A 20,564-nucleotide genomic window follows, 5' to 3' on the forward strand; every position below is an offset into this window, starting at 1 on the left:
TGAATAGGTCTCCATTTCTCTAAAATTCGGATTGTGACCAAGGGATGAGTATAGGTTCTTCATCCAAGATAGAGTCGTACTGTTCTTTCCAACCATATTGTGCACCTGGATCTAATTGCATGTAGCGATTGTATTTTTCAAGACGGTGCTCGTATTTTGCCCAGCCCAAATGTTTCAATCGAAGTGGAGAAAGCTGATGACTAAGTTCCAGTACATTGAGTGGGAATCTACCGCAATGTTGTGGTGTTTCTTTCCAGACAGGTTGGAAATCTTCACGATAGCGAATTAAAAATGGACGGTAATACAGGTGGGCGTGCCAATATTGATCTTCACGGTAATGTGTCTCATTCCATAGATCGAACAGACGGAAACAATAGCAGTCGATAGAATTGGCTTTGAGCATATCGTCAATATGGTCGGCAAAACGGGATTCAAATTGCTCATCGGCATCCAAATTTAAAATCCAATTAGGGTTTGTCTGCACCGTTTCTGTCCATTGCTGCTGCCGCAGCTGAATCTCATTGCTGAATCTGGAACGTTCGTTTCGAATGAGGCGAAGTGGTACGTTTCCTAACAGCTCTTTGCATATGTCTGAAGAGTTATCGGTACTGCCATCATCGATAATGACAGCTTCATCAATGTAATCACGATGCATACTTAGCGTTTGACGGAGATAACGATGGGCCTCATTTCGGACAACCATAGTCAACGTAAGTTTAGGACGCTCACGGACAGTAACTGGAGTCTGACTGCCGTTTTCTATAGGAGGAGTGTTTTCGTAATCTGTAAGGGTTGTTTTTTCTAGAGATTTACTTTGGAGGTACTGCTCAAGATCGGATTCCCGATATAGGTGAAGGGCAGGATAATGCGTGTCGACGTGTAGAGGAATACCTAATGCTGCGGCACGGATACAAAAATGACGATCTTCACCCCAGTACGATATATTTGAGATCCGTGTATAGGATACTCCGGCTAATAGGGCATCCCGACGAATTAATGTGCACGCTCCAAGTCCGCCTACTTCGTATAATCCGGGTACTTTCATTTTGTTCAAAAATTGTGTGAATCGATGTATTTGCTCTTTTTCAGATACATGCAGCTCATCAGGGCAATGTTCCCATTGAGTGTATTCGTCATAAAGCCATACTTGAGGTTGCTCCAAAGCCTCGGGTATCCATTTCGTCCAAAAAATTTCCGAGACGATCGGTTTATCGGCTTTGACTAGCTGTTCTATCGTATTTGGGTGTAGAACTAAGTCGGAATCAACAAGGAACACATAATCAAATTTATTATCAATTGCGTGTTGCATGATGCTGTTTTTGAAAGAGGCTACTTTCCAGACTAAGTTGGCATGCCAATAGTGAGTTGTATCATTACACTCATAATGTTGCTGCTCATCTGAACGAATGATCCGAGTACAATCCATTTTGTTCTGGAATTCGCTAAGCAGTTCGCGGGATTTTGGATCCATATTATCATCAATGAAATAGTAATGAAATTCAATTTGCTGATGATGCAGTTGAAGCAATGATTGGAGGAATTCTGTTAGTATTTGCGGTTTTTGGTGTATGGGGCTGCCTATTAATATGCGGGAGTTGTGTTTGTTCATCACATTCACCTTGTTCGTTATTATTTAGGAGACGAATAATTAATGTCATAAAATATATCGCATAAGAGAGGTAACAGAGCTATTTTTGTGTAATCAGATGCCTATGCAGCATCTTATGAAGATGAGGTTGCAAAAGATACTGATTTATACATTCTCCCATTCCTATAATCCATATTAGGTATAACTACATATGGTGTAGGTAGAGGAGGTGATTCACGTAGCTACAAATAGAGGGAGTAAAACGAAGGAGCAATTATCAGAAGGCTCTACGCAATTTGAATATGCGAAACGAAAATTGTTAAAGCGATTAGGGAAGACCACAGTAAGGAAGAGAAAAGAGACAGCTAAGAAAAAGAGAAAGAATGGGAAGAATGGGTTGCGAAATAAAATATGTCATGGTGTACTGACGCCTCAACAATCTTTAGTTCTGATCAAACAAATTCAAAGTTTGGTAGCTTTAATTCAACAGTGCATTTTGAATCCCGAAAATAAGTGCGTAGAGCAATTGAATCACCTACTAAATAGATTAAACAGTTTTGTTATCGAATTATGTATACATGACACCTTAAAGGCTAATTTACGAAAGACGATTAAAATAATTCAAACCTTACTAAATCAGGATTGTTTTTCAGTGAGGGCGTTTGTTGAAAAATGGTTAATTCTGCTCGAACAATTACTCGCAATAGCAGTATGTTTAAAAGGATGTCATAAAGAACTTATTAATAATATAAAAACAGCGATTGTTGTATTGGAAAAATTACTTGAAAAAATTGAGGGTAAATGTAAAATTCGTGGTGTTACAGGAGCGACTGGGAATACAGGACCAACGGGAGCGACTGGGATAACAGGCCCGACCGGAGTGACGGGAGCAGGAGTAACCGGAGCGACTGGGAATACAGGACCAACGGGAGCGACTGGGATAACAGGCCCGACCGGAGTGACGGGAGCAGGAGTAACAGGAGCGACAGGGATTACGGGATCAACGGGAGCGACGGGGGTAACAGGCCCGACCGGAGTGACGGGAGCAGGAGTAACCGGAGTGACAGGGAATACGGGACCAACGGGAGCGACGGGGGTAACAGGTCCGACCGGAGTGACGGGAGCAGGAGTAACCGGAGCGACAGGGAATACGGGACCAACGGGACCAACGGGAGTAACCGGAGTAACAGGAGCGACAGGAGTAACGGGAGCCACCGGAGTAACGGGAGCCACCGGAGTAACGGGAGCCACCGGAGTAACGGGAGCCACCGGAGTAACGGGAGCGACGGGAGCGACAGGAGTAACGGGAGCCACAGGAGTAACGGGAGAAACAGGAGCGACGGGAGTAACCGGAGTAACGGGAGTAACGGGAGCAACCGGAGCGACAGGGAATACGGGACCAACGGGACCAACGGGAGTAACCGGAGTAACAGGAGCGACAGGAGTAACGGGAGCCACAGGAGCAACGGGAGCCACAGGAGCAACGGGAGAAACCGGATCGACAGGAGTAACGGGAGCGACAGGAGTAACGGGAGCAACAGGAGCAACGGGAGCCACAGGAGTAACGGGATCGACGGGAGTAACGGGAGCGACGGGAGAAACCGGAGTAACGGGAGCGACGGGAGCCACAGGAGCGACAGGAGTAACGGGAGCAACCGGAGCGACAGGAGTAACGGGAGTAACGGGAGCGACGGGAGCCACAGGAGCGACAGGAGTAACGGGAGCAACCGGAGCGACAGGAGTAACGGGAGCAACGGGAGCCACGGGAGTAACGGGAGTAACGGGAGCCACAGGAGCAACGGGAGTAACGGGAGCCACAGGAGCAACGGGAGCCACAGGAGCAACGGGAGTAACGGGAGCGACAGGAGCGACAGGAGTAACGGGAGCGACAGGAGCAACGGGAGCAACCGGAGCGACGGGATCCACAGGAGCCACAGGAGTAACAGGAGCCACAGGAGCGACAGGAGTAACGGGAGCCACAGGAGTAACGGGAGCGACAGGAGTAACGGGAGCAACGGGAGCGACAGGAGTAACGGGAGCAACCGGAGCGACGGGAGTAACGGGAGCGACGGGAGTAACGGGAGCGACGGGAGTAACGGGAGCGACGGGAGTAACGGGAGCGACAGGATCGACAGGAGTAACGGGATCGACGGGAGCCACAGGAGCGACAGGATCGACAGGAGTAACGGGATCGACGGGAGCCACAGGAGCGACAGGATCGACAGGAGTAACGGGAGCCACGGGAGCAACAGGAGCAACAGGAGCAACAGGAGCGACGGGAGTAACGGGAGCCACAGGAGTAACGGGAGCAACCGGATCGACAGGAGTAACGGGAGCAACGGGAGGAACCGGAGTAACCGGCGCTACCGGCATAGGAGTTACGAATAACTATGCGTTTGCTGCGAATACATCAGGAACATTAATTGCAGTAGTTTTAGGCGGTACAAACGTACCACTTCCTGATGCTCAGGATATTGGCACAGGAATTACGATAAATGGCACGAATACCGTGTTTACGATAACACCCGCAGGTCATTATTACATTGCATATACCATAAATCTGGCTGTCTCTGTTCTTGTAAGTGCACGAATTGTCGTAAATGGAACACCGTTAGCCGCAACCATTAATGCACCTACTGTTGCATTAGGTGCATTTGAGGCGAACGTTATTGCTTCTATACCAGCTGGTGCAACTTTATCTCTACAGTTGTTCGGCTTACTAGGTGCGGCTACTTTGGCAACAACGGCTCCAGGTGCCTCAGTAACAATTATTAGAGTTAGCTAGGATGTAAGATGGATTGAGTACATTTTTGACATGTGATAAAATAATGGCTATTGATAAAGTTAGGTCGAGTAGGTCGAGGTGAGGATCTCGACCTTTTTTACTTCTTGAGAAGGGGTTGCACCGTTTGCAGCTAATTATTGCGGAAAAGCCAGATCAAGGGGCGAAGCTAGCGGCTCCGTTCAAGCATAAGAAACAGCAAGGCTATATTGAAATTGCTCCGTGTTCCCAATTCCCAGAGGGTGCTTATGTAGGATGGGCGGTAGGACATATTTGTGAATTGGTTCCACCAGAGGCGTATGATCCAATTTATAAACGATGGAATTTAGGCACTTTACCAATTTTACCGCCGAAATTTCAACATAAAGTCACTCCATCTAAAGCCAAACAATTTCAATTATTAAAAGGCTTGCTTCAGCGTCCAAATGTCAAAGAAATTATTATTGCAAGCGATGCTGGGCGAGAAGGGGAGTACATCGTACGAATTATTATTCAGTTGAGCGGTGTAAAGAAACCAATGAAACGTTTATGGATTTCTTCCCTTACACCGAAATCTGTGGTTCAAGGCTTCTCCAACTTAATGGAAGAAGAACAGACAAGGAATTTATATTACGAAGCAGTAAGCCGCTCTTGTGCAGATTGGCTTGTAGGTATGAATGGCTCTAGGGTCTATTCCTTGTTGTTCCAACGGCGAGGTGTACGAGAAGTGTTTTCAACAGGTCGCGTACAAAGCCCGACTTTGGCATTAATCGTAGCTAGAGAGAAGGAGATTCAGAACTTCAAATCTGAACCTTTCTGGGAATTAAAAGCCCAGTTTGACATGGATGGACTGAACTACGAAGGCACTTGGTTTAAAGGAGAGCAATCGCGCTTTTCTTCTGCTGATGAAGCAGAACAAGCTCGCGTGCGCTGTGAGAACAAATCTGCAACGATTACAAGTATTCAAACCGAGCGCAAAGAATTTCAGCCACCGCAGTTGTTCAACCTGTCTGCTTTGCAGGCTGCTGCGAACCAAATTTACAAATACTCACCACAGCAAACGTTGAACATTTTGCAACAGCTTTATTTGGAAGGGTACATATCTTATCCTAGGTCTGACTCGGCTTATGTAACAGAAGAAGAGGCGAAGCAATTCCCAGATATTTTACAGAAGCTGTCCCGTTTTGATTCACTTGCATCCTATTATCCACTGCCCAATGAATCAATAATTGGCAACAAGCGATTTGTTAATGCTTCTAAAGTGAGTGATCACTATGCGATTGTACCAACTGAGCAAGTTCCCAATTTAATGCGTTTGAAAGAAGAGCAAAGACGTCTTTATGAACTGATTGCCAAGCGATTAATTGCAGCGCACTATGAAAAAGCGATTATTAATTATACAAAATTAACGACAACAGTCGATGACGAAGACACATTCGTAACTAAAGGCAAGCAGATTATGCAAGAGGGCTGGCGTAAAGTGCTGTACCGACAGGAAGATGATGACGAGGAGACGATGATTCCTCCACAGTTAGCGGAAGGGGCAATAGGTCAGGTTGCAAGCCTTCAAGTAAAGGAAGGCAAAACACAGCCTCCTAAGCGATATACAGAAGGACAATTAATCACATTAATGAAAACAGCAGGCAAGCACCTAGACAATTCTGAGCTGGAGAAAGTATTAGAACGGACAGAAGGACTGGGTACTGAAGCTACAAGAGCTGGTATTATTTCGGTGCTGAAAGACCGGAAGTATATCGAGGTAAAGAAAAACATGGTTTATGCCATGCCCAAAGGAATCATGCTTATTGATGCGCTAGGTGAAAGTGTATTAGCGTCAGCGGAGATGACAGCAAAATGGGAGCAGCGTCTGCATGAGATTGGCCAAGGACAAGCCTCACCGCAATCGTTTATGGAACAGGCCAAAAAATTAACCCATAAGCTGATACAAGATGCTATCGATAATGAGAAGAGTTGGTCATTTGACATCCAACCACTTGATCAGGAAGAGCAGAATTCTCCTAGTCATGGAAAGGGCAATGCTCACTCTGATGAATTAGGTCCATGTCCGATATGCACAAAGCCTGTTGTAGATAAGAAAGTGATGTATGGTTGTACAGGATATCCAAATTGTCGATTCACGGTATCAAAAAAGATTCTTGGTAAGGCAATATCTTCTGCGACGGTGAAGCGACTGCTGGCTAAGGGAGAAACTTCGATGCTGAAGGGCTTCAAAAAAGGCGATAAAGTATTCGAAGCAGCTTTAGTATGGAACGCTACAGATTCAAAAATTGCGTTTCAATTCAAAGCTTCCGATAAAGACAAGCCTAAGTGATAACAGTAAATCTATACATGTTGACTAACACAATATAATGTAAGCACTCCAAACTCTGTTGTATGTAGGTTTGGAGTGTTTTTTTTATAATCGAGCATCAAAAATACCCCTTCGATGGAAAAGGAAACTACCTAAAATCCTTTACAAACATCGAAAGGGCTTCTGATGAAGCACCTTACTATATGAACAGGTACTTATTGTGATTACAATAGATAGATGCTTAACCTATTAGACACGAACGTCTCGATCTGTGCACCATTGTTGAATCACATCGGGTACGGATGTTAGTCGATCAATCGTATAAAATGCACCCTTAGGCTCCACGGTTACGTCTACAAGGTTGTAGGCCCATTCATTGTTCTGCTTTAAATAGACAGAATTGATCCCGTTCGTTAGGGCGGGGATTACGTCGGTGCGCAAAGAATTGCCTATCATCCAAGTTTGCAGCGGATCCGTCTCCAGTTGATGAAGAATTGAGGATAGGGCCTCCGTTGTCTTATGCTGCCGTATAAAAATACGGTCATCGAAGTAAACAGACAGTTTCATTTGTTCAATCTTACGTTGTTGAATGACTGTCTCGCCACCGGTGTATAGGAAAAGATCATGACCTTCATCACGTAATCGATTTAATGTTTCCAGCATGCCCGGGTACGGTTCAACTTCCATCTCGTACACACTTAGCCCGAGCTTCCACAATATATAGACGCGACCAGTTTGTTCACACAAAAATTCATAGCATTTTACTAAAGACTGTGGAAAATGTGTGCTGACAAATCCATTCGCACTTACACCCTCTAAGTCGAAGCGTGATTGAATAGATAAAATGTCCTGCTGTTCAACACGATAGGCATCAAACCAGCGAGTCATTAATTTCAAATATTCATGAATAACGATATCAAAGTATTTATTACAGTGGATAAGCGTATCATCCAGATCGAACAACAACGTTTGCTGGACTGGCTGTGTAGATTGGCTCATCGCGATTCACCTCCATGGTGCTTGACGGTCATCTGGAAATTAATCGCTCAATGTTGACTTACTCGTATACATTCGAACATTATTTCTTGCATGACGATCGATCAAGACTGTACATAATTTTCTAAAAATGCGGAAAGATCGGCAATTCCTTCTTGGCGTAGGGAAATTCGTTCTACCTTACCATTCCAAAACGTACGAATATAGCCCGCAGCACGTAAAATAACGAGATGCTGCTGAACAGTGCTTTCTTCGAGCTGAACAAAGGAAACAAGTTCTGAAAAAGTGACAGATTCATGCGAGAGATACCGCAGCATTTTCAAGCGAACATCGCTAGATAATGCGTGAATCATCCGCTTAAGCGCTTTAGGTGGAACATCGTCGTCGTCTTCTGATTCTGTAGCGTATAACACTAGTGTTGTATTTGTAAACGTACAAGTGTTGATGATGGGCCGGTAATGCCACATAGGAGCCAGTACGACTTCACGCATGTGATCGTTATGCTCAAAGACGGCTCCATTAGTTGCAAGCTCGATTAAATCTACAGGAGACATCTTATGCAACAGGCGTGTTTTCTCTGCGGCATCTTGAATGAGAATAGGCTCCCAATTAGGCACAGACCAACGAAAATAGTGCTCGTACCATTCATGAAGTAACGGGATGTAGTCTTGTCTTAATCTGACCACATGCTCATTATCGTATGGCAGTCCGCTGTCAGAAAATAGGCTCAACCAAGCATTGTCGCTCATCTCTTGGAATTGAGTCAAAAACAATGAAACATGGTGGGCATGATTTAACTCGAGCGATGCGGCGAATAACATATCGAACTCATTAATGCAATAGTTCTGAAGCTGAGAAGTACGAATAAGGAATGAGTCAGGAGCCTGCTGTTCAACATCTCGCACCCATTCTAAGCCATCATCTACATTATGTATCCATTTGCGCTGCACGAATAGCATGAAACTGCCGATAAACTCGTAAACGGCTGAACATTCGACTCGAATGTGAAGGGCCATTACACGGTCCTCCTTAATGATGAGTGTCCAACGCTGTCAACATGGATATGGTTGAACAATCTCTTATAGAATTGCATTGGGCATTATTCCTTATTCATTATGAATTGTGTTTACAGCAGTTGTCCACTATAATATTGAAATGTTGACACAAACAACGTGAATTCGTTAAACGAATTCATGTTTTTTTGTGCGTAAAACTTATATAAAAAACTACATAATGTGGAGGGAGAATATGCTTACAGCACGACGTACAACAACGTCTCCTACATGGCAATTTGTTATTTTGATTGCGGTTGTTATGATAACGGGTCTTAGCCAAGGCTTGTTATTGCCGTTGCTTACTATCTTCTTGGAGCGCATGGGTGTGCCGTCTGATATAAACGGACTAAATGCTACAGCGCTATATGTTGGCGTATTTGGTATGATGTTCTTCGTTGAGCGAATTTTGATTAAAGTGGGATTTAAGCGTATGCTGCTAGGTGGCATGATCGCGGTAACGATAGCAATGCTGCTGTTCCCACTTATTCCAAGCATTGGATTTTGGATCGTTCTTCGTTTAATTGTAGGAATGGGTGACAGTGCTTTGCACTATGCTACTCAATTATGGGCAGTATCGATTAGCCCGGCAAATCGTCGTGGACGAAATATTTCTTTATACGGTATGGCGTATGGGGTAGGATTCAGTCTAGGACCATTAGGAATTAATTTATTGAAAATAAACGATGCAGCACCTTTTATAGTAACGGCAATACTGTTTATCATTATATTAGCTATTGCTTGGTGGATGCTGCCTGATCGCAAGGCGGATGCATCAACTGGTATGGAACAGCCGCCACAGCGCTATCGCCGTTCTTATCAATGGGCTTGGTTTGCCTTAATGCCAGCAATGTTGTTTGGATATATGGAAGCTTCTATGAACAGTGGTTTCCCTGTCTATGCGTTGCGTCTAGGCATGGGTGAAGCATCAATATCTTACTTGCTTCCATTCTTCGGTCTAGGCGGTCTTATTTTGCAATTGCCGCTTGGCATGCTAAGTGATCGTTGGAACCGTAAAGCTGTTTTGATGATTTGCGGAATTATAGGCGGTCTCGTATTTGTATTCATTCCAATGGTAGGCGACAATACATGGATGCTGCTTATTCTGTTTATGCTTGCTGGTGGCTTTGTGGGCTCCTTCTTCTCACTAGGACTTGCATATGCAGCAGACATACTGCCAAAGGCATATTTGCCTTCAGCAAACATGCTCGCATCCTTGCATTTTAGTATCGGCAGCTTGTTAGGTCCATACCTAGCAGGAATGGGCATCAAGTACATTTCGATAGGAAGTATATTCTATATACTTGCTTGTTTCTTTATTGTCTTCTCTGTACTTGGCTTCAAGTTCCGAGGAACGATACGTTCAGCAACGGATTCGTAATCGGGCTGTAAATGTAATATCCTAATAAATAGGGAAATGAAGTGCTCTAGCGCTTTTAAGGTTGTCTTTATTCCATGCAGGTGAAAGATTTGCTTGCGCGAATGGGACAACCTTTTTTAGACTATAGATATAGTTTGGTTCGTGGAGAGGAGAGCATATCACATGCTAAAAATAGAAAATTTAAGCAAAGTATATCCGCCTTCTGAGACAGCTCTACAGCAAATCGATATAGAAATCGAAAAGGGACAATTTGTTGGCGTTGTAGGTTCGAGTGGTAGCGGTAAATCAACGCTGTTAAAATGCCTTGCGATGCAGCAAACATGGACAAGTGGTACATACCGCATCGGTGATCATAATATTACCGTGCAAGGATGGTCAGGAAGACGAAAAATACGTCGTGAATGTGCGTACTTGGAACAAACACCTGTGTTGAATGTGAATCGAAAAGCACTGAAGAATGTATTGATCGGCCGATCCCAACAGACTCCTTTATGGCGTATGATGACAGGAATGGTGCGGAATGACGACTATATGGGAGCGATGGACACGCTGGAACGTCTAGGGCTATTGGACAAGGCTCATATGCTGACATCAGAATTAAGTGGTGGAGAGCGTCAGCGGATTGCGATCGCCCGCGCATTAGTCCACGGTGCTCAGGTGCTGTTAGTAGATGAGCCAGTACTTGGGTTAGATCCTAAATCAGCAGAAAGTGTCATGAACACACTTCGTGAACTGGCTTTGAAAGAACAAGTGACGGTAGTTGCAGTCCTGCACCAGGTAGAACTCGCTGAAAAATATGCAACTCGTGTAATCGGGCTTGCCAATGGTCGTATAGAAGTAGATGTGATGGGACGCAGACTACTTCAGACAGAAAAGCAGCGGCTATCCATAACTTAATTGAAGTCTTTCATTTTATTATGGTGTTCTATATATAGGGATTTGATATCAAATATTAATATAGGCTAAAGTCACGCTTAATTGCCTCTTGTCATAGGATGAGTGTAATGTTCACCATCACCAATATGTTAAGGGGAATAGCGATGACCTTATATCCTTTACCAGTTAACATTCGTTCGTATGTCATTCACAAGCCTCGCCTGAAAGTCCTTTTTCCGCAAGTGGATGATAAGAAGTATACGCATGCTGCCGCGCAAATCAATCATCTGATATATCGTAATGTTCTAGATTTGATTCGTCTAACGGGGTATGAAGAAAATGATACTACCGAGGTTCAAGGCTCGTATGAAATCAAGTTAAATGAACGTGAATTGCTTAGTCTTACACTTACGGTTTATGGATACACAAAAGGTGCAGCACATGGTATGACCTATCAGCGTGGATTAACCTTCGATGTGAGAAGCGGTCATCTTTATACGTTGGCGGAATTATTTCGTCCAGGTGCTCCTTATGTGGCATTTTTAAGTAAAGATGTCGCAAGACAGATTCAGGAGAGAGAAATCCCGACGTTAGAACCTTTTACATCAATTGCACCGGACCAGCCTTTTTACTTAACCGATAAATCTCTTGTACTCTTCTATGATTTATATCAACTAGCCGCATATGTTTATGGATTTGTGTATTTTCCTATATCCATTTATGCTTTGCAGCCGCTAATGGATGAACAGAGCCCTCTTAATAAATTGTACTACTAGTGAAAGAGGCTGAGGATAGGAAGAGTATTGATTGCTATGTCCACAAAATGTAAGATTACGGCATCTTTAGACAAATTGTAATGGGTTTGTCACCTAAGGATGCCTCTTTTTTTTTATAATGAGAAGATGGAGATTGATAGATTTGTAAGTAAGGTAGCAAGTAGGAGCGAAGCAGGACTCGGTGGAGCAATTGTTTGTATTGATTTCCTATTTGCTCGAAAAAGAGTATGATTTAGATATCACGACAGTAGTCTTGGAGCTGTATTAACAGTAGCAACATAGCTCTGCTTTCAGACATTAAGATGGATAGGTATGATGGCATGATAAGACATGAAGATTGGAATAATGAACACAACTTATGTAGGGAACGAAAGAATTGAGGGATGAAAGTGAAAAAGAGGCGTGCACGCCGCCGCAGCACAATGATGCTCGTTGCGTTAACGCTATTGTTATCTGGATGTCAAGTAGTTGCTGATCCTATATCTTTACTAAGGGTTCCTAAGCTTCCTGAAGTGCAAGAGGATTTGAAATCCGTTGTTGATCAGGAAATTAAGAAAGAGAATGGTGTTCTCATCCGTCCGCTGAATTCAAAGGACAATAGTGCCATTCGAACAGGGGATATTGATGGAGACGGAATTCATGAGGCAATAGCGTTTTACAGACCAGACGGAGCGGATGGTATACACGGCATAATTCTCAAATATGATGGATCCGTATGGAAAAAGCTAATCAATTTTCCTGGTGCGGGACCTAATTTGGATCGTGTAGAGTTAGTGGATTTTAATGAAGACAATCGCACGGAGATTGTAGTCGGCTACGGTCCAGGAGATGTTGAACTAACGAAAGGGTTAGTTGTATATACGTATACCGATTCTGGGCTGCCGAAGATGTTCGAGCAACCTTATTCTCAATTTGTTATCGATGATCTGAACAGAGATAAGAAAGATGAGCTTTTTATCGTTAACAAGAGAAAAGACTCACCATATGAGTTGAGTATGTTTGGTTATAGAGAGAACACTTTTGTCAAAAGAGGAGAATTGCAGTTAGATAGCCAAGCACATAACTTTAATTATGTCACATCAGGTTTTATTTCAAAGTATAAACGAGGCCTTGTACTAGACGCATCAACAGAATCGAATACAGGTCTAACACAAGTTGTTACATTAACTGAAAATGGTGAGTTGAAAAATATTCTTAGTGAAGACTTAACCTACAAAGCTAATGTGATTCGCAGTGTAGATATAAATGCTGATAATATTATTGAGATTGCTTCACTTGAAGAACCTAGCGGATGGGAATTGTATGAGAAATATGAGATTCCTTACTTCACAAATTACTATCAATGGGATGGCAATGATGGATTCCAACTTGTTGAGAAGCAATATCGTGATCATCAAGATCGGTTCCAATTCACTCTTCCGAGATCATGGTATGGGCGAGTGACGATTGACACCAAGTCGCAAGTAGACGATCACATTTTATTTATCGACCAGTTTACGAACGAAGCGCTGGCCGAAATAAGATTCTTTAGCGTTAGATCGTGGGAACGTTATAAGGATAAGTGGATGTATCTCGCTGCGTACGGCGATCAAGTCATCGGCATTAACAGCAAAGATGTATTGGACTTGAAGCCCAAGCTTCCACTGGAAGAGAACAAAGATGTAAAAGCGAATAAATAGGACGAAACGTTAAGAAATGGGAAGAGGGGCTGGATCGATTGACAAAAATACTTATTCTTGAAGATGAAGAATCTATCCGCAGTTTTATCGTTATTAATCTAAAACGAAATGGATTTGAGGTTGTTGAAGCTTCAAATGGACCAGAAGCACTTGAAAAACTAATGGCAGATCCGAGAATTGACGTCGCGTTATTGGACGTCATGGTGCCCGGTATGGATGGTTTCGAAGTGTGTCGCCGTGTGCGTGAGCATAACGAGCGGATTGGTATTATTTTCTTAACAGCTAAAGTGCAAGAGCAAGATAAAGTATACGCTTTGTCCGTTGGAGCAGATGATCATGTGAGCAAGCCGTTCAGTCCTACTGAACTCGTAGCGCGCATTCAGTCACTGCTGCGTCGTGTTCATTCTTATCAGCAGTCGCTGCAAAAAGTGGTGTATCAATCAGGTCCATTCACATTGGATCTCATTGCGAAGCGCTTCACGAAAGACCAAGTGGCAATTGACTTGACACCTACAGAGTTCTCCTTGATACAGTATTTTATGGAAAAAGAAGATGTTACGCTTAGCCGCGACATTTTGTTGGATCATGTGTGGGGCAAAGATTACATGGGCGATCCCAAAATCGTTGACGTCAACATTCGTCGTCTGCGTCAAAAGATTGAAGATGAACCATCTTCACCAAAATATATAGAAACCGTCTGGGGACATGGATATAAATGGAAGGCAATCGTTTTATCATAAAGCCAGGTATACGCCGTTCGGTCGTACTGCATTATTTTATCGTAGTGTTTTTAACGATGTTAATTTTGCAAATCATTTTCTCCGTGTTCGTACGGAGTTATTATTACGATACGATCTCGAACTATTTAGAGAGTCATGCCGCGAATAGTATGAAATACTATAAGACCTATACGAGTATTTTAGCAGATGAAAACAGTGAACGTTGGCTGCCAGAACTGCACAGTTATTTCAACATAGACAATGCAGAGGTGCAAATTCTTGACAAAGAAGGTAAAGTGCTTTACACTTCATCAAGCTTTCCTGTTCTAGAGAAAGTGCAAACTTCAGATTTTTTAGTTGCAGCGAACAATGCCAAGATTGAGCGTTGGATTGGGAAGGTTCCTGAAACGGGAGAGACCGTGATGTCAGTTTCAGCACCACTATTGGCTAATGGTAATGTTTCATATGTTTTGCGAATGACAACATCGCTAGAGGCGGCTAATAGTAAGATTATGAGTATCATTATGCTTTCAATTCTCATTTCTATTGCCGTGCTGCTTATTATTTTCCTAATTAGTGTTGGTCTAGCAGATTCCATTGTCAAGCCGATTAATGAGATAACGATTGTCTCGGCTCAGATGGCTAAAGGGAAGTTCCAAGTCAGGGCTAAAGAAGGTTATAAGTATGAGTTAGGTGATCTTGCTCGGACACTCAATTATATGGCCAAAGAAATTGTAAAAAGTAATCAGCTGAAAAATGATTTCATATCCTCCATTTCTCATGAGCTTAGAACGCCGCTAACCGGGATAAAAGGTTGGAGTGAGACCCTGCTGCTAGGTAATATGAATCAAGTCGATGAAGAGACGAAGTTAGGACTCAATATCATTTCCAAAGAAACCGATCGATTAATAGGACTTGTAGAGGAACTACTTGATTTCTCTAAGCTGCAGCAAAATCGACTGCAACTGAATTGGCAGCCGTTGTCTCTTTATAAACTGCTGCAAGAAACACTATTTCAGGTGCGGATGAAAGCAGAGCAGAAACAAATAAGTTTAACTTTAAATGATGATGTGACTAATAGTGATTCTGATGAACAGTTAAATGGAGATGCCAATCGTCTTAAGCAGGTATTCCTCAACCTGGTGGATAATGCAATTAAGTTTTCACCTGAAAAATCTAGGATAGAAGTCCGTTTAAAACAAACACATACGCATTATGAAGTGAGGATTATTGACTCTGGAATTGGAATCAGCAAGGAACATCTTACCAAAGTTATGGATAAATTTTACCAAGTTAATCCAGAGCATGGTGGGACTGGCTTAGGTCTTGCGATAACGGATGAGATTGTAAAAGTTCATGGTGGTGAAATGAGTATCGTCAGCGAACAAGGTAAAGGTACGACGGTTATCGTTGATTTACCGCTGAATTATGTGCCACCTGCACGAGTTGCGGAAGATGAAGAGTAGGTAAGTATATCGTTTAATGAGGAATGCATTTCCTGTAATAAAGCCGTTGGCGAATGCCAACGGCTTTATTCGATCTTAAATAATAATAGGCGAAATTGAACTTTCATACTATAATAAAGAGGTGTCGGTTTATGTTGGAAGCTCATGGGGAGTTCGTCGATCATTGTCGAAGATGAAGACGAAAGATAAGTATGTTGACCCACATAATCGGGAAGGAGAAACAAGCAATGCAGACTTTATGGTTCGCTACAACTATGGCGGCTGTTCCTTTCCTTGTATATGCAATATGTAAAGGTTATCGTAAGCGACTTCAGAGCCAAGAGCTCGAAGTGTTGCGTGAACAAGCAGTGCCGTCCATGCTCATGGAATCGGAGGAAGAGCCTATGCCGGATAAGCCTGCCTCCATATTGATTATTGATGATCAGCCTGCTATTCGATTGCTATTAAGGGAAGCGCTTCAATCGGAAAGTGTTGAGGTGCATGAAGCGAGTACGGGATGCCGTGCAATGGACATCATTAAGCTTCATCGGTGCTCTATTGTTATTATGGATGTCCGTATACCTGATATGAATGTAATAGACTGGTTGCACCAGCTACGTGCTTTGCGACCTAAGACAGAGGTCATCATCATTTCAGCCTACCGTGAAAAGGAACTCGTACGCAGAGCGAAGGGAGCCGGAGCTATTGCTTACTTCACGAAGCCATTTGACCTAGAGGAAGTTAGCAAGTTTGTTACATCTAGAATATCACCTGTAGAATATCACCTATGAGAGAGTGAATAATAGTATGTCGGGGGATAGTTATGAGACGACGGACGATACATGATCAAATGGTCGTACGGCTCGTTCTGACGGTTACAATAGCGATTACTTTCATCTTCATATTGTCCTCAGAGGCGATACGTGCAACGATCCAAAGCTATGTTCATCAAGACTATAAGGAAAAAGCGATGATTGCAGCTTCAGAAGTCGATGCGATCATCCGTCAGCAGAAAGTGCTTTTAGAAACGTATGCCCGTTTGATTCAACATAGTTATGTAAGTAAAGACTCAAAGGAAGAGCGTAACAAAATAATAGAGAAGTTTGCTAGTCAAACGAACCCCTATGTTGCAGGTTACTGGTATTCCTATCAATCCAATTATGAGAAGCAAGGAAAATATACGTCGTGGTATGGTTACAACTCAGAAGGTAAACTGCAAGGCATAACAATTCCAAAATGGTTAGATGAGTCATCAGCTAAGCTACGCGACGACCCTCGATATGACTATTATCATGGTCCTGTCAAAAAAGGCAGTACATACATCACGTCACCCTACCTTGATCATTTTACCCATATTCCCATTATTTCGATTAGTACACCTGTTTATGATTACGACGATCAACTCATAGGGGTTGCAGGCGTTGATCTGCGATTCCAAGACCTCAGCCAAATTTCCAGTCATCTCAGTATCCATCCAAAAAGTAAGGTAGTCCTGTTGAACAAAACAGGACAATTGTTGCTTGATAAGGACGCCTCGGACTTCATGTGGGATGACACACAAGCACAATCTGAATATGAATTTCTCGCACCAATCAATGAACAGCAAATGACCTCTCAAATAGAAATTACAGATAATAAGGGCATACAGCAATATATGATTTCAACTCCTATTAAAGAGGCTGATTGGCAAGCGGTGATTCTTCTACCAACCCAAGTAATAGACCAGACACTGATGAAAGTGTTTTTTATTATTTTTTTCGTTTGGATCACTTTGTTAGTTAGTATATATGCATTTGTTCATTGGTGGATGAGGCGTTTCGTAACACGTCCCCTTCGAACTTTAGTGGAGGCGTCGCAGCGGATAGCTGCTGGGGATTTAAGTGGAAAGATTAGTGTTCGCGGGGATAATGAATGGGGAGAATTGACACAGAACATGAACGATATGCTGGTTACGATGCGACAGCAGGCTGCGCTCGAACAAGAGATTAAGCGGATGAGTGCCCTTAAAATTGTAGGAGAGATGGCAGCGGCCATTAGTCATGAAATACGGAATCCGTTAACGACAGTAAGAGGGTTTCTGCAATTGCTGCGCAATAAACCAGAACATGAGCATGAGCATGTATATTTTGATACGATGATGGATGAAATTATAAGAGCAAATACAATCATTACCGAATATTTGACCTTGGCCCAGCATAAAATTGTAGAATTTCAGCCGAAGTCGATAAATGATATTATTGAGCATATTTATCCTCTAGTCCAAGCTACCGCGACTGTTAATTGTCAGCATATTGAGCTTGACTTGAAAGCACTTCCTTATATTATGTTGGACGAGAAGGAAATAAGGCAGCTGCTGCACAATATTATACGCAATGGACTAGAAGCGATGGAGGCTAACAAGGTACTGCGTATTCGTACAAAGTATGAGGGTAGTAACGTTATTTTGGAAGTGGAGGACGAAGGGACTGGTTTTGACCCATCTGTATTGCAACAAGCGGGTACACCATTCATTACTACAAAAGAAACAGGGACAGGACTAGGGCTTGCCATCTGTTATAGCATCGTACAGAGACATGGAGGCACGATGAATTTTCATTCGCAACCTGGATGTACCATAGTATCGATTACCTTCCCAATTGAGATGACGATTCATTCGGAATAAGACGAAGCGTTGAATCGTAATAAGTATGTAATAAAATAGTAAAAAAAGTAATCATTCGATATAAAAAGGAGCTTATCCACACTAATCATTAGACGGATGTGGGAAGCTCCTTTTTTATGCATCTATTTCATTGTAAAGCTCGCTTTAATTTGTGCTAGTTGTTGAGCATCTGATACAGCGTCATAGGCAGTATAGGCCATCATTTTGGAAGCGAAGATCATTTGTTCATAGGCATAAGGCTGCTGCGCTGCATCACGGAATGGGATCGTATGCAAATCATAAGGCTCATGTGTAATCGGTACATACGGGTGAATCGTAGGTACTCGTGTGGATACGTTGCCAAGGTCCAGTGAACCATGGTCTTTTCCGATTTTAATTTCGTCTAATTGAATACCTGCTTGGATCAGGTTGTTGTTAAACAACTGTGACAGCACTTCATTCGTGCGAAGTTCGTCATAAGCGCAAGGATCTTCATGAACTTTTACTGTGCACCCTGTCTGCAGTGCAGCTCCTTCAGCAATAGCTTGGAAACGGCGTTTTAGTTCATCTGTATAAGGACGATCAGCTGAGCGAACATAGAATTCAGCTGCTGCGTAATCTGGGATGATGTTAGGTGCTTGTCCACCGTTAGTTATGATACCATGTATTCTCGCGTCACTGCGGACTTGCTGACGCATCGCATTTACACCATTGAACAATTGAATGACTGCATCCACTGCATTAATACCTTTATAAGGTGAAGCTGCTGCATGTGCCGCCTCGCCAAAGTATTCGACTTTAATGGCATCCATAGCAAGTGAAGTACCAGATTGCTCGTACTGATAGAAAGGATGTACCATCATCGCAATGTCGCAATCATCAAATAGACCTGCTCTTGTCATAGGCACCTTGGCACCGGCAGTCTCTTCAGCAGGTGTGCCGTATACGCGAATAATTCCACCGATTTCATCCATAACAGCTTTGAGGCCAACTGCTGCACCGATGCTCATCATGCATATTAAGTGATGTCCGCATGCATGTCCTAATTGTGGTAATGCATCATATTCACATAAAAATGCAACAATCGGTCCAGGTTTACCTGTGTTATATGTCGCGATGAAAGCAGTTGGAAGCTCTAATACAGGTGATTGAATTGTAAAACCATGGTTGTGCAAGCATTGAATAAGTCTTTCTGATGCTAAAAATTCCTCATGCCCTAGCTCAGGGTTAGCCGCGATAAAGCCTGATATTTCAATAAATTCAGCTTGATTCTGTTCAATTGCTTCTGCAATTCGTGTTTTTGTGTTCATAAGCAGCTCCCTCGCTAATATAAATATTAATATATTAACCATTGTATTATAAATAACGAATATTGAGAATGTTATTCGAATCTAATATAAAAGGAGATTTTTAAAAAAAGCTATTGTATAAGTATGCATAAGTATGTATAATAACAGACATAGACATCACAACTACAGACAAAAGTGGGGATTACAGATGAAACAGAGAAAACTATTGCTTCTATTAATGGTATGTATGCTCGTTATGACAGTGCTAGCAGGCTGTGGCTCTAACAAAGATAAATACGATACGGTTCTAGAAAATAAGAAGATTGTAATGGCAACAAGTGCGGATTACCCGCCATTTGAGTTCCATAAAGATATCGATGGTAAAGACCAAATTGTTGGTTACGATATTATGGTAGCGCAAGAAATCGCGAAGGATTTGGGAGTAGAGCTAGAGATTCAAGATATGAAATTTGACGTCGTGCTAGAGTCAATTAATAAAGGAAACGCTGATATGGCACTTGCGGGTATTGATCGTTCTCCTGAACGTGAGAAGGCGATGTTATTCTCAGATATTATCTATCAAGCTGAAGTTGGTGTACTCGTACGTGCGGAGGATGCTGACAAATATAAAGCGATTGAAGACTTGAAAGGTAAAAAAGTCGGCGTTCAAAGTGGAAGTACGTTTGAAGAGGTATTGAAGCAGATTCCTGATGCCCAAGCTGACCGTTTACCAAAAGTAAATGACCTTGTTCTATCATTGGAAACCAATCGTGTAGACGCTGTGCTTGTAGAGAAGCCGGTTGCTGCTGCTTATGCAAGTAATAATAACAAGGTTACAGTTAGTTCTATTGCCCTTAAACCAATCGGAGACGGCTACTCGGTGGCGATTCCGAAAGGCAGTGATAAGCTGAAAGATGCCATCAACAAGACGATCAAGCGCTTAAAAGACGAAGGCAAGCTGGATCAGTTTATTACGGAAGCGAACGCATTGTCCGAGTCCCAATAAACGAGTTGAATGTTGGTATAAAGAGGGCGGCTGATAGGCCGTCC

General features: G+C 42.8%; 15 protein-coding genes. 11 read left to right on the forward strand and 4 right to left on the reverse strand.

Annotation, left to right across the window (positions count from 1 at the left end):
* Positions 1 to 19: 19 nt before the first annotated feature.
* Positions 20 to 1,609, reverse strand: a complete 1,590-nt coding sequence (locus H580_RS0104255; protein ID WP_028593684.1) for a glycosyltransferase family 2 protein — start codon at positions 1,607 to 1,609, stop codon at positions 20 to 22.
* 631 nt (positions 1,610 to 2,240) lie between these two features.
* Here H580_RS0104255 and H580_RS0104260 point away from each other — a divergent pair.
* Positions 2,241 to 4,373 carry a BclA C-terminal domain-containing protein gene (locus tag H580_RS0104260; RefSeq protein WP_245583485.1) on the forward strand — a complete coding sequence of 711 codons (2,133 nt, stop codon included), beginning with the start codon at positions 2,241 to 2,243 and terminating at the stop codon, positions 4,371 to 4,373.
* A gap of 124 nt (positions 4,374 to 4,497) precedes the next feature.
* The gene (locus tag H580_RS0104265) at positions 4,498 to 6,681 is read left to right on the forward strand and encodes a DNA topoisomerase III (protein WP_028593686.1); all 2,184 of its coding nucleotides are present in this window, start codon (positions 4,498 to 4,500) and stop codon (positions 6,679 to 6,681) included.
* A gap of 228 nt (positions 6,682 to 6,909) precedes the next feature.
* Here H580_RS0104265 and H580_RS0104270 read toward each other — a convergent pair whose 3' ends face one another.
* Both H580_RS0104270 and H580_RS0104275 read right to left on the reverse strand, forming a co-directional pair.
* On the reverse strand, positions 6,910 to 7,659 hold the full coding sequence (locus tag H580_RS0104270; RefSeq protein WP_028593687.1) for an HAD family hydrolase: 750 nt from the start codon (positions 7,657 to 7,659) through the stop codon (positions 6,910 to 6,912).
* A gap of 101 nt (positions 7,660 to 7,760) precedes the next feature.
* Entirely contained in the window at positions 7,761 to 8,672 is a 912-nt protein-coding gene (locus H580_RS0104275) for an ArsR/SmtB family transcription factor (protein ID WP_028593688.1), read from the reverse strand.
* A gap of 232 nt (positions 8,673 to 8,904) precedes the next feature.
* On the opposite strand from H580_RS0104275, the gene H580_RS0104280 reads away from it, so the two are divergent.
* The 8 genes from H580_RS0104280 (at position 8,905) to H580_RS0104320 (ending at position 18,246) form a co-directional block, all read left to right on the forward strand.
* On the forward strand, positions 8,905 to 10,089 hold the full coding sequence (locus H580_RS0104280; protein ID WP_028593689.1) for an MFS transporter: 1,185 nt from the start codon (positions 8,905 to 8,907) through the stop codon (positions 10,087 to 10,089).
* A 162-nt stretch (positions 10,090 to 10,251) separates the two neighbouring features.
* Positions 10,252 to 10,986 carry a phosphonate ABC transporter ATP-binding protein gene (locus H580_RS0104285; protein WP_028593690.1) on the forward strand — a complete coding sequence of 245 codons (735 nt, stop codon included), beginning with the start codon at positions 10,252 to 10,254 and terminating at the stop codon, positions 10,984 to 10,986.
* 143 nt (positions 10,987 to 11,129) lie between these two features.
* Positions 11,130 to 11,741, forward strand: coding sequence for a DUF3298 and DUF4163 domain-containing protein (locus H580_RS0104290; RefSeq protein WP_028593691.1), 612 nt, complete (start codon positions 11,130 to 11,132; stop codon positions 11,739 to 11,741).
* Between the two features lie 389 nt (positions 11,742 to 12,130).
* A complete protein-coding gene (locus H580_RS23320) occupies positions 12,131 to 13,420 on the forward strand; it encodes a hypothetical protein (RefSeq protein WP_245583486.1) in 1,290 nt (429 codons plus the stop codon).
* A 38-nt stretch (positions 13,421 to 13,458) separates the two neighbouring features.
* Positions 13,459 to 14,160 (forward strand): response regulator transcription factor, encoded by a 702-nt coding sequence (locus tag H580_RS0104305; RefSeq protein ID WP_028593692.1) that lies wholly within the window; start codon positions 13,459 to 13,461, stop codon positions 14,158 to 14,160.
* A complete protein-coding gene (locus H580_RS0104310) occupies positions 14,136 to 15,605 on the forward strand; it encodes a sensor histidine kinase (RefSeq protein WP_036604536.1) in 1,470 nt (489 codons plus the stop codon). Before H580_RS0104305 ends, H580_RS0104310 begins: the two co-directional genes overlap by 25 nt.
* 227 nt (positions 15,606 to 15,832) lie before the next feature.
* On the forward strand, positions 15,833 to 16,375 hold the full coding sequence (locus tag H580_RS23325) for a response regulator (protein ID WP_028593694.1): 543 nt from the start codon (positions 15,833 to 15,835) through the stop codon (positions 16,373 to 16,375).
* Between the two features lie 32 nt (positions 16,376 to 16,407).
* Complete coding sequence (locus H580_RS0104320) at positions 16,408 to 18,246, forward strand: sensor histidine kinase (RefSeq protein WP_051217237.1); 1,839 nt, start codon at positions 16,408 to 16,410, stop codon at positions 18,244 to 18,246.
* Positions 18,247 to 18,368: 122 nt separating this feature from the next.
* Here H580_RS0104320 and H580_RS0104325 read toward each other — a convergent pair whose 3' ends face one another.
* Positions 18,369 to 19,535 (reverse strand): M20 family metallopeptidase, encoded by a 1,167-nt coding sequence (locus H580_RS0104325; protein ID WP_028593696.1) that lies wholly within the window; start codon positions 19,533 to 19,535, stop codon positions 18,369 to 18,371.
* 187 nt (positions 19,536 to 19,722) lie between these two features.
* Here H580_RS0104325 and H580_RS0104330 point away from each other — a divergent pair, with 187 nt between their 5' ends.
* On the forward strand, positions 19,723 to 20,520 hold the full coding sequence (locus tag H580_RS0104330) for a transporter substrate-binding domain-containing protein (RefSeq protein WP_036604538.1): 798 nt from the start codon (positions 19,723 to 19,725) through the stop codon (positions 20,518 to 20,520).
* Positions 20,521 to 20,564: the final 44 nt, after the last annotated feature.

This window comes from Paenibacillus assamensis DSM 18201 (assembly GCF_000422445.1).
GTDB classification, from domain to species: Bacteria; Bacillota; Bacilli; order Paenibacillales; family Paenibacillaceae; genus Paenibacillus_B; species Paenibacillus_B assamensis.